This is a genomic window from Subtercola lobariae, assembly GCF_014640255.1.
In the GTDB taxonomy this organism is placed as follows: Bacteria; Actinomycetota; Actinomycetes; order Actinomycetales; family Microbacteriaceae; genus Subtercola; species Subtercola lobariae.
Map to the genome: position 1 here is coordinate 26433 of NZ_BMGP01000008.1, position 14875 is coordinate 41307.

The 14875-nt window shown below is 64.4% G+C and carries 15 protein-coding genes; 11 read left to right on the forward strand and 4 right to left on the reverse strand.

All coding sequences use genetic code 11. From position 1 onward, the window contains the following. Positions 1 to 12: 12 nt before the first annotated feature. Both IEX24_RS18430 and IEX24_RS18435 read right to left on the reverse strand, forming a co-directional pair. Positions 13 to 1464 (reverse strand): putative Ig domain-containing protein, encoded by a 1452-nt coding sequence (locus IEX24_RS18430; RefSeq protein WP_188681050.1) that lies wholly within the window; start codon positions 1462 to 1464, stop codon positions 13 to 15. 296 nt (positions 1465 to 1760) lie between these two features. Beyond that, complete coding sequence (locus IEX24_RS18435; protein ID WP_229715559.1) at positions 1761 to 2363, reverse strand: NAD-dependent epimerase/dehydratase family protein; 603 nt, start codon at positions 2361 to 2363, stop codon at positions 1761 to 1763. A 186-nt stretch (positions 2364 to 2549) separates the two neighbouring features. Here IEX24_RS18435 and lepA point away from each other — a divergent pair, with 186 nt between their 5' ends. Genes lepA through IEX24_RS18450 form a run of 3 tightly spaced genes read left to right on the forward strand, consistent with a single transcriptional unit; the run spans position 2550 to position 6374 of the window. Then, a complete protein-coding gene (gene lepA, locus IEX24_RS18440) occupies positions 2550 to 4400 on the forward strand; it encodes a translation elongation factor 4 (RefSeq protein ID WP_188681052.1) in 1851 nt (616 codons plus the stop codon). An 11-nt stretch (positions 4401 to 4411) separates the two neighbouring features. Then, positions 4412 to 5077 (forward strand): DUF1990 domain-containing protein, encoded by a 666-nt coding sequence (locus tag IEX24_RS18445; protein WP_188681054.1) that lies wholly within the window; start codon positions 4412 to 4414, stop codon positions 5075 to 5077. Continuing rightward, positions 5070 to 6374 (forward strand): coproporphyrinogen-III oxidase family protein, encoded by a 1305-nt coding sequence (locus IEX24_RS18450; protein WP_188681056.1) that lies wholly within the window; start codon positions 5070 to 5072, stop codon positions 6372 to 6374. Before IEX24_RS18445 ends, IEX24_RS18450 begins: the two co-directional genes overlap by 8 nt. 4 nt (positions 6375 to 6378) lie before the next feature. Here the strand turns inward: IEX24_RS18450 and IEX24_RS18455 are convergent, their stop codons facing one another. Beyond that, entirely contained in the window at positions 6379 to 6807 is a 429-nt protein-coding gene (locus IEX24_RS18455; protein ID WP_188681058.1) for a DUF4870 domain-containing protein, read from the reverse strand. A 15-nt stretch (positions 6808 to 6822) separates the two neighbouring features. Beyond that, positions 6823 to 7236 (reverse strand): DUF4870 domain-containing protein, encoded by a 414-nt coding sequence (locus IEX24_RS18460; protein ID WP_188681060.1) that lies wholly within the window; start codon positions 7234 to 7236, stop codon positions 6823 to 6825. Between the two features lie 260 nt (positions 7237 to 7496). Here IEX24_RS18460 and hrcA point away from each other — a divergent pair, with 260 nt between their 5' ends. From hrcA to era, 8 genes are all read left to right on the forward strand, one after another. Further along, entirely contained in the window at positions 7497 to 8519 is a 1023-nt protein-coding gene (gene hrcA / locus IEX24_RS18465; protein WP_188681168.1) for a heat-inducible transcriptional repressor HrcA, read from the forward strand. Positions 8520 to 8585: 66 nt separating this feature from the next. Beyond that, the gene (dnaJ, locus tag IEX24_RS18470) at positions 8586 to 9701 is read left to right on the forward strand and encodes a molecular chaperone DnaJ (RefSeq protein ID WP_188681062.1); all 1116 of its coding nucleotides are present in this window, start codon (positions 8586 to 8588) and stop codon (positions 9699 to 9701) included. Between the two features lie 31 nt (positions 9702 to 9732). Next, positions 9733 to 10524, forward strand: coding sequence for a 16S rRNA (uracil(1498)-N(3))-methyltransferase (locus IEX24_RS18475; RefSeq protein WP_188681063.1), 792 nt, complete (start codon positions 9733 to 9735; stop codon positions 10522 to 10524). 97 nt (positions 10525 to 10621) lie between these two features. Continuing rightward, positions 10622 to 10990 (forward strand): HIT domain-containing protein, encoded by a 369-nt coding sequence (locus tag IEX24_RS18480; RefSeq protein ID WP_188681065.1) that lies wholly within the window; start codon positions 10622 to 10624, stop codon positions 10988 to 10990. A 91-nt stretch (positions 10991 to 11081) separates the two neighbouring features. Beyond that, positions 11082 to 12191 (forward strand): PhoH family protein, encoded by a 1110-nt coding sequence (locus IEX24_RS18485; RefSeq protein WP_229715568.1) that lies wholly within the window; start codon positions 11082 to 11084, stop codon positions 12189 to 12191. Next, positions 12188 to 12655 (forward strand): rRNA maturation RNase YbeY, encoded by a 468-nt coding sequence (gene ybeY / locus IEX24_RS18490; protein ID WP_188681069.1) that lies wholly within the window; start codon positions 12188 to 12190, stop codon positions 12653 to 12655. Before IEX24_RS18485 ends, ybeY begins: the two co-directional genes overlap by 4 nt. Next, positions 12652 to 13950: a hemolysin family protein gene (locus IEX24_RS18495; protein ID WP_188681072.1), complete on the forward strand. Its 1299-nt coding sequence runs from the start codon at positions 12652 to 12654 to the stop codon at positions 13948 to 13950. The genes ybeY and IEX24_RS18495 overlap by 4 nt, the downstream gene beginning before the upstream one ends. Then, a complete protein-coding gene (gene era / locus IEX24_RS18500) occupies positions 13947 to 14861 on the forward strand; it encodes a GTPase Era (protein WP_188681074.1) in 915 nt (304 codons plus the stop codon). Before IEX24_RS18495 ends, era begins: the two co-directional genes overlap by 4 nt. The last annotated feature ends 14 nt before the right edge of the window (positions 14862 to 14875 follow it).

Here is a 14875-nt window from a genome sequence, read left to right on the forward strand (position 1 = left end):
GTTCCGATCTGCCTAGCCACTGACCGTGGGGAGGTGACCGCCGCTGCCATCGCCGCCCGCCGCGCCACTGCCCGCAGACCCGCCTCCACTCGGCGGAGCCACGGCATCGTCAACGGCGAGCGAATAAACCATCGACGCGGCGGGCGCGATTGTGTTGCTCGCGGTCACGGTGATCGCGAAGGTGCCCGCTGTCGTCGGTGTACCTGAGATCGTTGCGGTCGCAGGGTCGAAGGCGAGGCCATCGGGCAAGGAGCCCGTCACCGCGACGGTGGGTGTCGGCGCTCCGGTCGCAGTAAAGGTGAACGAGTAACGCTGACCTACGGTTGCAGCGGGCGGTGCCGCCGACGTGATCGCCGGGCTTGATCCGGTGCTGACCACCGAGACAGTCGCGTCAGTGCTGTTGGCAACGTATGCCAGATGCGCTTGTTCGTCGGTTGCGATACCGAGGGGGAAAGCGCCGATGCCGTTGTTGGCGTTGTAGGCAATCAACGAAGTGACCTTGTTCGTCGAGGTGTCGATAACAGAGACGGTGTCGTCTCTCGAGTTAGTGACATAGGCCCGGTCAGTGGTCGAGTCCACCGCGACTCCTAGCGGATTGGTGCCGATTCCTCGAATCAAGTCGTGAGCGATGACGTCGACCACCGCGTTCGTGGACGTGTCGATCACAGACACTGTGCCGTCTACGGCGTTTGCTACGTAGGCCTCGTGGCGACCTGAGTCGATGGCCACGGATTGCGGATTCAAACCGATGCCGGTTGCACTGTCGTGAGCGATTACGTTCGTCACGGTATTCGTGTCGGTGTCGATCACCGAAGCGGTCGAGTCGAGTGAATTCGCCACGTAAGCTTCGTGCTTCGCCGCGTCGACCGCGATTCCCATCGGCTTGCGGCCGATACCCATCGTGCCGCTCGACGCAATGATGGTCTTCACCGCGTCGGATTCGGCGTCGATGACCGCGACCGTTCCGTCATTGAACATGCTCACATAGATGTAGCCATTACCCCCGTCTGCGACCCCGATCGGTCCCGAGCCGATGCCTCGAGGGTTCGAGATGGTGTCGATCACCGTGTCGGTGAGGGTGTCGTAGACCGAGACCGACTCGCTGTTCGTGTTCGCTACGAAAAGCTTGTGCGCAGCGGGATCCACTGTGAGGCCGTTCGGTGTGGGTGTCGGGCCCGCGTTCATATCTTTCGGCAGCACGGTGGCAACGTTCGTTGTCGTGTCGATCACCGACACCGAGCCGTTCACCGCGTTCGACACATAAACGCGATGAGCCGCGGGATCGGCGGCAACACCGACCTCTGATCCGTCGATGACGGGAATCGGATTGTGGACCACATCGACGACCACGTTCTGGTCACGAGCCATCGCTGACACGCCGGGAATGAGGAGTGCCACTGAGGCTAGGCCGACGGCGAAGCACGACAAGACGGCGCGGCGGCCGCGCGGATTGGAGTATTTCATTCCCAGACAATAACAGAGATTTACTCATTAAAAGAGTTCAGGTGAGGTTTGCCGGTGCGACACCCACCCCCAAGCCATCCAAACGGGCATCCGTCGCCTGTCGCTGCCCCCGGCACGCGCCTGACGGCCCCGCCTGCGAACGCGCTCGAACCTCCGCTCCACCATCGCGCTTGATTCCGCTTCGACGGAAAACAGCCCATCTGCGCGCAATAGTGCGTCAGACCCCGCGATCCCGTTCGAAAGTGCAGTCGCGTGACGCGGCCGTGCGAGCGGCTGCTGCGGCGGCGGCGGCGGCGTCAGCGGCCAGGCGCGTAGGAGCCGGTGCGCAACTCGTCGGTGAGCGACGGGCCCTTCGGTTCCCAGCCGAGGTCGGCGCGAGCCAATGTTCCGGCTGCCTGCTGGTCGAGCAGCCGAGCGTCGCCGAACGGCTGGCCGAGCACGGCGTAGGTTTCCTCGGCCGTCGACGGCTCGACGCGCCCCTCGAGCCCCGCAGCGAACGACGCGGCTACCCCCAGCTCACGCACGATGGGGTTTTGCCCCCCGACGCCGAGGTAGATGCTGCCGGCCGTCGCACGGTCGAAAGCGAGCACGTACAGCGCGGCGAGGTCGTCGACGTAGACCGTCGTCCAATGCTGCGAGCCGCTGCCGATGAGCTTCAGCGCGGGCGCGCCGTCGCCCCCGTCGCCCGAGGTACGCGGGGCGTCGACGACGGTGTTCGGGATGCTCGCGCCGTAGCCATAGACAATGCTCGGCATCACGATGGTGGTCTTGACCCCTTCGGCATCCAGAACCCGTTTCTCGACCGCGGCACGCCATGACGTAATAGCCGGCGGGTTCGTCGGCGACTGCTCGGTGATCGAGGCCCCATCGCCGAACACCCAGATTCCGCCGGTGTGCACGTAAGGCTTGTCGCTGCCCTCGAGCCCGGCGAAGATCGCCGTGACGAACGCGTCGTCGCGCCGGTGAGAAAGATGCTCATGCCCCAGCCAACACCCACAACGTGCCCGCGATTCCCGACCAGAACCACGTGCCCAGGTTGATCTCGTAAACTAAGGGGCACTAATGCCGAAAAGCCAGAGGAACGCGTGAGCCCCAGAGCAGTACAGCAACTCCAGCCTGCGTCGACCGACCCCGCGCTCATCCGCAACTTCTGCATCATCGCGCACATCGACCACGGCAAGTCGACTCTGGCCGACCGCATGCTGCAGATCACCGGCGTCGTCTCCGATCGCGACATGCGCGCCCAGTACCTCGACCGCATGGACATCGAGCGCGAACGCGGCATCACCATCAAGAGCCAGGCCGTGCGCATGCCCTGGGCCCTCGACGGCCAGACCTACGCGCTGAACATGATCGACACCCCCGGCCACGTCGACTTCACCTACGAGGTCAGCCGCTCGCTCGCCGCGTGCGAGGGCGCCATTCTGCTGGTGGATGCGGCGCAGGGCATCGAGGCGCAGACGCTCGCCAACCTCTATCTGGCGCTCGACAATGACCTCACGATCATCCCGGTGCTCAACAAGATCGACCTGCCGGCCGCCGACCCTGACAAGTACGCGGCAGAACTCGCCGGCCTCATCGGCGGCAAGGCCGAAGACGTGCTGCGGGTCAGCGGCAAGACCGGCATGGGCGTTGAAGAGCTGCTCGACCTCGTTGTAGCGAGCATCCCGGCCCCGAAGGGCGATGCGGATGCTCCTGCCCGCGCCATGATCTTCGACTCCGTCTACGACGCCTACCGCGGCGTGGTCACCTATGTGCGCATGATCGACGGCAAGCTCACGCCGCGCGAGAAGATCATGATGATGAGCACCAAGTCGACGCACGAGGTGCTCGAGATCGGCGTGAGTTCACCCGAGCCGACGCCGTCGAAAGGTCTCGCGGTCGGCGAGGTGGGCTACCTGATCACGGGCGTGAAGGATGTTCGGCTCAGCAAAGTCGGCGACACCGTCACCACATTCGCGAAGCCCGCGACCGTCGCACTGAAGGGCTATTCCGAGCCGAAGCCCATGGTCTTCTCGGGCCTCTACCCCATCGACGGCTCGGATTACCCCAACCTTCGCGAAGCCCTCGACAAACTGAAGCTCTCTGACGCCGCACTCGTCTACGAACCGGAGACCTCCGTCGCCCTCGGGTTCGGCTTCCGCTGCGGATTTCTCGGCCTGCTGCATCTCGAGATCATCACCGAGCGCCTCGAGCGCGAGTTCGGCCTCGACCTCATCGCCACGGCGCCGAGCGTGATCTACGAGGTGACCACCGACGACAAGAAGAGCGTCACAGTCACCAACCCGAGCGAGTTTCCGGGCGGAAAAATCGCGAGCGTGAGCGAGCCGATGGTGAAGGCGAGCATCCTGGCGCCCAAAGACTACGTCGGAACGATCATGGAGCTCTGCCAGGGCCGCCGCGGCACCCTCGACGGCATGGAATACGTGGGCACCGACCGCGTCGAGCTGCACTACAAGATGCCGCTCGGCGAGATCGTGTTCGACTTTTTCGACCACCTGAAGAGCCGCACGCAGGGCTATGCGAGCCTCGACTACGAACCCATCGGCGAGCAGGTCGCTGACCTTGTGAAGGTCGACATTCTGTTGCAGGGTGAGGCCGTCGATGCGTTCAGCGCCATCGTGCACCGCGAAAAGGCGTACGCCTACGGCGTGCTGATGACCGAGCGGCTCAAGAAGCTCATTCCGCGCCAGCAGTTCGAGGTACCGATTCAGGCGGCCATCGGCGCGCGTATCATCGCCCGCGAGTCGATCAGCGCCATGCGCAAAGACGTTCTGGCAAAGTGTTACGGCGGTGACATCACCCGCAAGCGCAAACTGCTCGAGAAGCAGAAAGAGGGCAAGAAGCGCATGAAGATGGTGGGTCGCGTCGAGGTTCCGCAGGAGGCCTTTATTGCAGCACTCAGTGGAGATACCGAAACAAAAGACAAGAAGTAAGCTCGCAGATCATGGCAAGTGAGCAGATTCGAACCCGGTCGACGCACAGCGGGCAAGCGCTGACGTATGCCGCCATCGGGGCGAGCCAGGCCGACGACCTGATGTACTACCCGCCGAAAGGGTTTCGGCCGTTCGAGGCGACCGTGCGGCTGGGCTCAGGTGACGAGCGGTTCGAGTCGGCGGCTGAAGCCGTGCTCACCTGGGGCATTCAGCGCGGCAGCGGTATGACGATCGAGAACATCGAGCTGCCGCCGGGCACCGGTTCCGAGTACGCCGGGTTGATCTACGACGCCGATGGCACCCCGATCGGTCCGCGCGAACCGGGCGAGGGCCATGTCTACACCGAAGACGGCACGCCTCACGTGGCGCCCGGTGTTTCGGCGGAGCTGGTGGTGCACGTGTTCGGGGTGAAGTTCGTGGCCCCGGTGCGCGTGGTCTCGGTGACCAACGACGAACATCGGGTGGGTTTCGCCTACGGCACCCTGCCCGGGCATCCTGAGACCGGCGAAGAGAGCTTCATGGTCGAACGGCGTGCCGACGACTCGGTGTGGGTGACCATTCGGAGCTTCTCGCGGCCCAGCACGTGGTACTTCAAGCTCGGCAGCCCGCTCGTTCGGTGGCAACAGCGCAAGGCAACGAAGCAGTATCTGCGCGCGCTGCTGCCTGCTCGTGGGTAGCGCGCTTCCGCTCGGCGACCCCGCGCCGGCCGACGGGAGGTTGCCCGAGGGAACGAGTGAACTCTCGCACGGGCATCCGTTCGGCGTGTATGTGCACGTGCCGTTCTGCCGGGTGCGCTGCGGGTACTGCGACTTCAACACCTACACGTCGAGTGAGCTGCGGGGCGCGAAACAGGTCGATTACTCGGGGCAGGCGATTCTCGAGGTCGAGTTCGCCGCGCGCGTGCTCGCCGAATCGCAGATCGCACCGCGGCCTGTCTCGACCGTGTTCTTCGGCGGCGGCACGCCCACCCTGCTGCCCACCCATCAGCTCATCGAGATGCTGCGCGCCGTCGACGATGCCTGGGGGCTGGCGACTGGAGTCGAGGTCACCACCGAGGCGAACCCCGACTCTGTCGACGCCCGCTACCTCGCCGACCTCGCGGCCGCCGGATTCACGCGGGTGAGTTTCGGCATGCAATCGGCCGTGCCGCACGTGTTGCAGACCCTCGACCGCACCCACGACCCCGAACGTGTTCCGCAGGTCGTGGGCTGGGCGCGCGACGCCGGGCTTCAGGTTAGCCTCGACCTCATCTACGGCACCCCGGGCGAGACCCTCGACGACTGGAGCCGTTCTGTTGATTCGGCGCTCGCGATGGCCCCCGACCACCTCTCGGCTTACGCGCTGATCGTCGAGCAGGGCACCAAGCTCGCCCGCCAGATTCGCTCGGGCGTCTACCCCGAACCCGACGACGACCTCGAAGCTGACATGTACGAGCTGGTGGATGCCCGGCTCGACGCCGCAGGCTACGAGTGGTACGAGGTGAGTAACTGGTCGCGTGCCAGTGTGGCGGCAGATTCAGGCGCGGCGCCAGGGTCGTCGGCCGGTCCCCGCCCCGACGCTCTCACCGGCCCTGCCACCCCCGCAACGGAGTTTCGCTCCCGCCACAACCTCGCCTACTGGCAGGGGCACGATTGGTGGGGAATCGGCCCTGGCGCCCACAGTCACATCGGCGGCACGCGCTGGTGGAACGTCAAGCACCCCGCCGCCTACGCCGACCGGATTCTCGCCGGAGTTTCGCCCGCGGCGGGGCGTGAAACGCCAGGCGCCGATTCGCGCGAGATCGAGCGGGTGCTCTTGCTCGCGCGCATCCGCTCGGGCCTCACAATCGACTCTCTCGCGCCCGAGGCGCGCCGCGAGGTGGCCGGCCTCATTGCAGACGAGCTCATTAACGCCAAAGCCGCCTTCGCCGGGTCGATAGAACTGACCCTGCGAGGGCGGCTTCTGGCCGACGCCGTGGTGCGGCGCCTGACCTAGAGAATTATTTGATGAACTGAATCGTGCACCACTTCGGGTACGAGTACAGCTCGCCCTTGTTCGCCGCGATCGCTCCCATGATGCTGAAGATGATGATCACGATGATCACCGCGAAGTACAAGATGATGCCGATGATCACGAAGGTCAGAATCGCTGCGACGATGTAGGCGATGAGCATGGTGATCTGAAAGTTGAGCGCCGACTTCGTGTGTTCTTTGATGAACTCACCGCGGTCTTTGAGAACCAGGTACCCGATCAGCGACGGCAAGAACGCGAAGAGGATGCCGCCGACGTGAATCAGGGTCGCCCAGAGACGCTGGTCTTCTGGCCGTAGCGGCGGCTGTGCCGCATAGGCACCCTGAGGTGGCTGAACAGGCGGCCCGGCCGGTGGCACGGGCGGCCCTTGGGGCGGGGGAGGAGGAACGTTCGACATGTCAGGCCCTTTCGATTACTTGATCCACCGGTAGTTGAACGGATAGCGATAGGTACCGCCGCCATTGACCCGCACTCCACCGATGATGGCGAATACCAGGTTCACAATCAAGACCGCGACCCAGACCAGAGTGAGCAGGAGGCCGAGAATCGCGCCGACAAAGGGAATGAAGCCGAAAATCGTCGAGAGAATGTTGATGACGATGATGGCGCCGGTGACGTTGATCGTCCAGTTCAGAGCCTCTTTGCTCTCTTGATTGACCAGCGCACCGCGGTCTTTGAAGACCAAATAGATGATCAGTGCGGGAATCAGCAGAATGATGTTGCCGAAGTGCGCGAGGCTCGCCCACAACTTGTCGTCGGCGGCCGAGAGAGGGGCGCCGGCCGCTGACTGCGGCTGGTAGGGCGGCGTCGCGTTTGGGTCAGACATGGTGATAGAGGGCCTTTCGTACGTTTCCCCACATGATGTTTCCCACAAGATAACGCGCGCAGGTAGCCCGATGCAATGATATTTGCTCAGTGTGTCGTTTACTCGCCACAATCTTGACCGGGCGGTCAGGCGCCGTGGATGCTCGGCGGTGCAGGCGCGCACCGAACGCCGCACGCGGCAGACCTCAAGCCTCGCGCTATATAATTGGCACTCCGAATACTGGAGTGCTAAGCGCCCGGCGGCGAGAAAGGTGGCACGTGGTGGTTTCTGAACGCAGCCTCGAAGTGCTTCGCGTCATCGTGCACGACTATGTCGCCTCGCGCGAACCGGTCGGCTCGAAGTCGATCGTCGACAGGCACTCGTTCGGCGTCTCGGCCGCCACGATTCGAAACGACATGGCCCTTCTCGAAGAAGAAGAGCTCATCGTCGCACCGCACACCTCGTCGGGCCGCATTCCCACCGACAAGGGTTACCGCCTCTTCGTCGATCACCTGAGCGAGCTCAAGCCGCTGTCGAGCGCACAACGGCAGGCCATCGAGACCTTTCTCGGCTCATCTGTCGACCTCGACGATGTGCTCGCGCGCACCGTGCGGCTGCTCTCCCAGCTCACCCAGCAGGTCGCGCTCGTGCAGTATCCGTCGCTCTCGCAGGCCAAGGTGCGGCACGTCGAACTCGTCGCCCTCTCGAGTAGACGCCTGCTCACGGTGGTCATCACCGACACCGGCCACGTCGAACAGCGCATTCTCGAGCTCCCCGTCGACGCAGACGACGCCTTTCTGGTGGATGTTCGTGCCCGCGCCAACTCCACCATCTCCGGTCTCGGGCTCGATGAGGCTGCCGCCGCGCTGCCCCACTTCGCCGACCACTTCCTTCCTGAGTGGCGGGCGAGCGTGAACCTCATCGCTGCAACACTCGCCGAGCAGATCGTGGCCAATCGGCAGGAGAAGCTGATCATCGCGGGTGCCGCGAACCTGGTGCGCACCGAGGGTGACTTCGTCGGCAGCGTTCTGCCCGTGCTCGAAGCGGTCGAAGAGCAGGTAGTGCTGTTGCGCCTGTTCAGCGAGATGCAGGCCGATGAGCACGGCATCTCTGTGTCGATCGGCCGCGAGAACGCCTCGTTCGGTCTGGCTGAGACGTCGGTGCTCGCGAGCGGTTACAGCTCGGCGGGCGGCGCGGTAGCCCGGCTCGGAGTGCTCGGGCCGACCCGCATGGACTATTCCACGAACATCCAGGCGGTTCGCGCCGTCGCCCGCTATCTCTCGAAAAGCCTCGGCGAATCCTGATTCCGCTCGAAGGCTCCCTCAGTACTTCCTTACCAACATCCCCCCAGAACAAAGGAGAAGCCCTTCGTGGCTGACCACTACGACGTTCTCGGCGTCGAGCGCACTGCGACTCCCGACGAGATCAAGAAGGCCTACCGCAGGCTGGCCCGTGAGCTGCACCCTGACGTGAATTCGAATCCGGATGCCGAAGAGCGCTTCAAGGCAGTGACCCACGCCTATGACGTTCTGAGTGATCCCGGGCAGCGCCAGAGCTACGATCGCGGGCCGCAGGCCGGTTTCGGCGGTGGTGGCGGGGGCGCTCAGGGATTCGGCGGGTTCGGCGACATCTTCGAAACGTTCTTCGGCGGCCAGCAGGGTGGTCAGCGCGGGCCTCGCTCGCGGGCCGAACGCGGTCAAGACGCCCTGCTGCGCGTCGAGGTCGACCTCGGCGAAGTCATCTTCGGCACGCACCGCGACCTCGAGGTCGACACCGCAATTCTCTGCGAGACCTGTCACGGTAGCTGCGCTCAGCCCGGCACGTCTGAGGTGACCTGCGACATCTGCCACGGAACGGGTCAGATCTCGCGCACCGTGCGTTCGCTGCTCGGCAACGTTCTGACGAGCTCACCGTGCGGCACCTGCCGTGGCTTCGGAACGATCATCCCGGCGCCGTGTGTCACCTGCCAGGGTCAAGGGCGCGTGCGAGCTCGCCGCACAATTCCGGTCGACATTCCGGCCGGCGTCGACACTGGTCTGCGACTGCAGATGCCGTCTCAGGGCGAGGTCGGCCCCGCCGGCGGGCCGCAGGGCGACCTGTACCTCGAGGTCAAGGTGCGGCACCACGACATCTTCAGCCGAAACGGCGACGACATTCTGTGCACGCTCGAGGTGCAGATGTGGGATGCGGTGCTCGGCACGACCACCACGGTCAATGCGCTCGACGGCGACGTCGAGGTCGAACTGAAGCCGGGCATCCAGAGCTCTGAGGTTGTCACGGTGAAGTCGCGTGGCGTGACGAAGTTGCGCGGCGGTGGTCGCGGTGACCTCAAGATCGGCATTCAGGTGGTGACGCCCACGAAGCTCGACCACAAGCAGAAAGAGCTGGTCAAGCAGCTGGCCGCCGCGCACAAGTACCCCGCGCCCTCGCTCGGGCAGTTTCAACAGGGCCTCTTCTCGAAGCTGCGCGACCGGTTCTTGAACTGACCGGTCTCGAAAGCATCGATAGGCTCTGGGCGTGAGTTCTCTCTACCTGCGCGATGATTTGCGCGACATTCCGCACGACGTGAGCTGCGTCGTTTCGCTGCACGGCGACGAACAGAAGCACGCCGTCAAGGTCAATCGGATGCGCGTGGGCGAAGAGACCAGCATCGGCGACGGGCGTGGCCTGTTGGTGCGTGGCCCGGTCATCGCCGTGTCTGCAACGGTTTTGAGCATTGCGGTGACGCAAGTGATCGACGAACCGGTGCCCGAGCTGACCATTTGGCTGGTTCAGGCCCTTGCCAAGGGCGATCGTGACGAACTCGCCGTGCAGACGGCCACCGAGCTGGGTGTGAACGGTGTGGTGCCGTGGGCTGCCGAGCGTTCGGTGGTGCGCTGGGCGGGCGACAAGGTGGCGAAGGGTGTCGAGCGGTGGCGCACCATCGTGCGCGAGGCGACGAAGCAGTCGATTCGCGCCTGGGTTCCGGAGGTTGCGGGGCTGCATTCCACGAAAGATCTCTTGGCCCTCGCCTCGTCGACGTGCGTGCTGGTGCTCGAGCCGACTGCGGAGGTTTCGCTCAGCGATGTCGATCTCTCTGGGGTCATTCAGAGTGAGGTCGCCGGTGCGGGAGTGCCCCAAAACGCCGACCAGACGCTGCCCGACATCGTGCTCGTGGTGGGGCCAGAGGGCGGCATCAGCGAGCGCGAGCTCGACGACCTCACGAAGGCGGGCGCCACGGCCGTGAAGCTGGGGGAGGGCATCCTGCGCACCTCGACGGCGGGGCCGGCCGCGCTCGTGGCGCTGAACGTGCTGCTGAAGCGCTGGTAGTCGCTATCTCTTCCTGCACAAGCGTCACGCTACGTGGATTATCCACAGGGTGCCGCCTGGCGGGCGGCCTGTCAGCTGGGCCGCTTAAGATGGAGGTATGTCAGCTTCAGCCGAACCGTCGATCTTCAGCCGCATTGTGGCGCGCGAGATTCCGGCCACCATTCTCGCCGAGACCGAGCGCGTGATCGCCATAGCCGATATTGCTCCCAAGGCGCCGGTGCACATTCTCGTCGTGCCGAAGACAGAGCAGTACGCGAACGTGACAGAGCTCGCTGCGGGCGACCCCGGGCTTCTCGCCGAGGTCGTCGCCGTGTCGAATCAGCTTGCTGCCGAGCATTCCGACGGCGATTTTCGGCTCATCTTCAACTCCGGCCCCGGGGCCGGGCAAACCGTGTTTCATGTACACGCCCACGTACTGGCTTGGCCGGGCGGGGCTAGCGAAGAAGGATCACTTGGCACGTTCTGACCATCAGGCGGCAGGCGGCGGTCTGCGTGCGAGCTCTCGGCCCCGAGCGGGCACCCTGTCTGACGCCGTCATCCACGTCGACGGGCTGGCCATGGTGCGTCTGCTCGGCCCGCAAGACAGACTCGTCACTCTCGTCGAAAAGCAATACCCGAATGTGGGGCTGCACGTGCGAGGCAACGAGATCACGCTGCAGGGCCCCGAAGACGACGTGGAGTCGGCCAGACGCCTCGTCGAAGAACTCGTCGAGATGGTGCGAAACGGCAACGAAGAGCTGACCGAGATAGAGGTCACCGCCTCGGCGCGCATGCTCGATTCGGGTACGTCGCAGAGCCCGTCAGACGCGCTCGGCCAGCCGATCTTGAGTGCCCGCGGCCGCACGGTGCGTGCGAAGACGCTCGGTCAAAAGCAGTACGTCGACGCTATCGACGAGAACACCATCGTGTTCGGCATCGGGCCGGCCGGCACTGGTAAGACCTACCTGGCCATGGCGAAGGCCGTTCAGGCGCTGCAGCGCAAAGAGGTCAACCGCATCATCCTGACCCGGCCCGCGGTTGAGGCTGGCGAGCGTCTCGGTTACCTGCCCGGCTCGCTGACCGACAAGATCGACCCCTATCTGCGCCCGCTGTTCGACGCCCTCAACGAAATGCTCGACCCCGAGGTGGTGCCGAAGCTGCTGGCCACGGGCACCATCGAGGTGGCACCGCTGGCGTACATGCGCGGTCGCACGCTCAACGACTCGTTCATCGTGCTCGATGAAGCGCAGAACACCACGCCCGAGCAGATGAAGATGTTTCTCACCCGGCTGGGTTTCGGCTCGCACATGGTGGTCACCGGTGACATCACTCAGGTCGATCTGCCCATGGGCACCAGCGGGCTGCAGGTGGTTCGCGGGGTGCTCGACGGCATCGACGACATTCACTTCGCTACGCTCACCAGCGCCGATGTGGTTCGGCATTCGCTGGTCGGTCAGATCGTCGACGCGTACACCGGGTACGAGCAGACTCAACTCGCCAATCGAGCCCAAGCCGCCGAGCGGCGAGCGACAGCGGCGGCCGTGGCGGCGGCGACAGTCGCGGCGCAAGCCGCGCAGGTGGCGCCGGTTGCGCAAGTGGCGCCGGCTGCGCAGGCGCCGCGGGATTCGGCTGCTGCGCCGGTGGCCCAGGCAGTACACGACGGCATGACCCAGGGAGACCCCGAATGAGCATCGAAGTGAACAACGAGTCGTCGATCGAGGTAGATGAGAACGCACTGCTGCGGCTCTCGACCTACGCGCTCGAGCAAATGCACGTGCATCCTGATGCCGAACTGGCGATCGTACTGATCGACGAAGCCGCCATGGAGCAATTGCACGTGCAGTGGATGGACGAACCGGGCCCCACCGACGTGCTCAGCTTTCCGATGGACGAACTGCGCCCCGGCACCGAAGAGGCGCCGACGCCGCCCGGGCTGCTCGGCGACGTCGTGCTCTGCCCGCAGGTCGCGGAGTCGCAAGCGCAGGCCGCCGGCCACTCCACCCTCGATGAACTGCTGCTGCTGACCACGCACGGAATTCTGCATCTGCTCGGCTTCGATCACGCTGAGCCGGCCGAAGAAAAAGAGATGTTCGGCATTCAGGGCGACATTTTGGTGGGCTTTGCCATGAAGGAGCGCCGCCGCCGCACATGAACTCCCTCTCGCTCGTCGGCCCGTTCATCGCGGTTGCCATTGTGTTCGTCGTCTTAGGCGGCCTCTTCGCCTCCGCCGATGCCGCAATGACGTCTCTGTCGCGTGCCGACATGCTCGAGCTGGCCGAACACTCGCGTGCCAAACGCTCCCTGCGGGCCATCGCCGAAGACACCGGCGCGCACGTCAACGTGGTCAACTTCGTTCGAGTCGTGGTCGAAACGTCGGCTGCAGTGCTCGTGACCATTGCCTTGGCGTTCAGTCTCGACGAGATCTGGCTCGCCCTCGTGCTCTCGATTCTCATCATGACCGGGGTCTCGTTCGTGCTGGTCGGGTCGAGCCCACGCAGTGTCGGCCGCGTTCACTCCCGAACGGTGCTGCGGCTGACTGCAGTGCTCGTGCACTTCTTGCGGGTTCTGCTCGGGCCTATCGCGAACGCGCTCGTCGCCATCGGCAACCGGGTCACGCCAGGGCGCCCTCGTTCGGCGACGTTCTCGTCTGAAGAACAGTTGCTCAGCATGGTCGATGAGGCGACCGAGCTCGACGTGCTCGAAGAAGACGACCGCGAACTGATCCATTCCATCATCGAGTTCAACGACACGGTGGTTCGCGAAGTCATGATTCCGCGCACCGACATGGTGACGGTCGAACAGGGCGCAACGGTCGGCCAGAGCATGGGGCTTTTTCTCAGCCGCGGGGTGAGCCGGATGCCCGTGGTCGCCGAATCGGTAGACGAGATCACGGGCATCCTGTACCTTCGCGACGCCGCGCGTCTCAGCCATGAGAAGCCGAAAAAGGTCGACGTGGTGACCGTGGCCGCGCTCGCGAAGCCGGCGCTGTTCATACCGGAGTCGAAGAAGGTCGACGATACGCTGCGACAGATGCAGCTCGAGTCGAACCACCTGGCCATGGTCGTCGACGAATACGGCGGAATCGCCGGGCTCGTGACACTCGAAGACCTCATCGAAGAACTCGTGGGCGACATCTCCGACGAATACGATCGTGAGGTCGTCGAGGTCGAAGAGCTGTCGATCGGTGTCTACCGAGTGAGCGCCCGCCTTCCGGTTGACGAACTCGGTGAGTTGTTCGGGCTCGAACTCGACGACGACGACGTCGACTCCGTGGGCGGCCTGCTCGGCAAGGCACTCGGCCGGTTGCCGGTGCAAGGCTCGGTCGCCGAGGTCGCGGGCCTCACCCTCACTGCCGAACGAACCGACGGCCGCCGCAAACGCATCAGCACGGTCATCGTGCAAAGACAACCCGAACCACAGAAAACACCCGAAAAGGGGCTCGCATGATCGGCTCAGAAATCGTAGAAGACCCCGACTTCAGGGCGGGCTTCGTCTCGTTCGTCGGCCGGCCGAACGTCGGCAAATCAACCCTCACCAACGCGCTCGTGGGCGAGAAGGTCGCCATCACCAGCTCGAAGCCGCAGACCACACGGCGGGCGATTCGCGGCATTGTGCACCGCGCCGACGGCCAGCTCATTCTGGTCGACACCCCCGGCATGCACCGCCCGCGCACGCTGCTCGGCGAACGGCTGAACGCCGTGGTGCAAGACACCCTGGGCGATGTCGATGTGATCGGTTTCTGCGTTCCCGCCGACGAGAAGCTCGGCCCGGGCGACAAGTTCATCAACGAGCAGCTGGATGCGTTTCCTCGTGCCAAAAAGATCGCCATCGTCACCAAGATCGATGCGACATCGCGCCCGGCGGTGGCCGAGGCGCTGCTCGCCGTGTCGCAGCTGCGCGACTGGGAGGCCATCATTCCTATCTCGTCGACCAGCAACCTGCAGCTCGACATTCTGACGGCCGAGCTGATCAAGCTGCTGCCGAAGTCGGAGAAGCTCTACCCCGACGACCAGAAGACCGACGAAGGCATCGAGGCGCGTGTCTCCGAGCTCATTCGTGAGGCGGCGCTCGAAGGCGTGCAAGACGAGCTGCCGCACTCCATCGCGGTGACCATCGACGACATGATCGAGCGCGACGACCGCGACCTGATCGAGATCTACGCGAACCTCTTCGTGGAGCGCGACAGTCAGAAGGGCATCATCATCGGCAAGTCGGGGGCACGGCTCGGCGAAGTCGGTGCGCGGGCCAGGGCCTCGATCGAACCACTTCTGGGCAAGCAGGTGTTTCTGAGCATCCGTGTGAAAGTCGCAAAAGACTGGCAGCGTGATGCGAAGCAGTTGGGCAGACTCGGATTCTGAAGAGTCGCGGCATG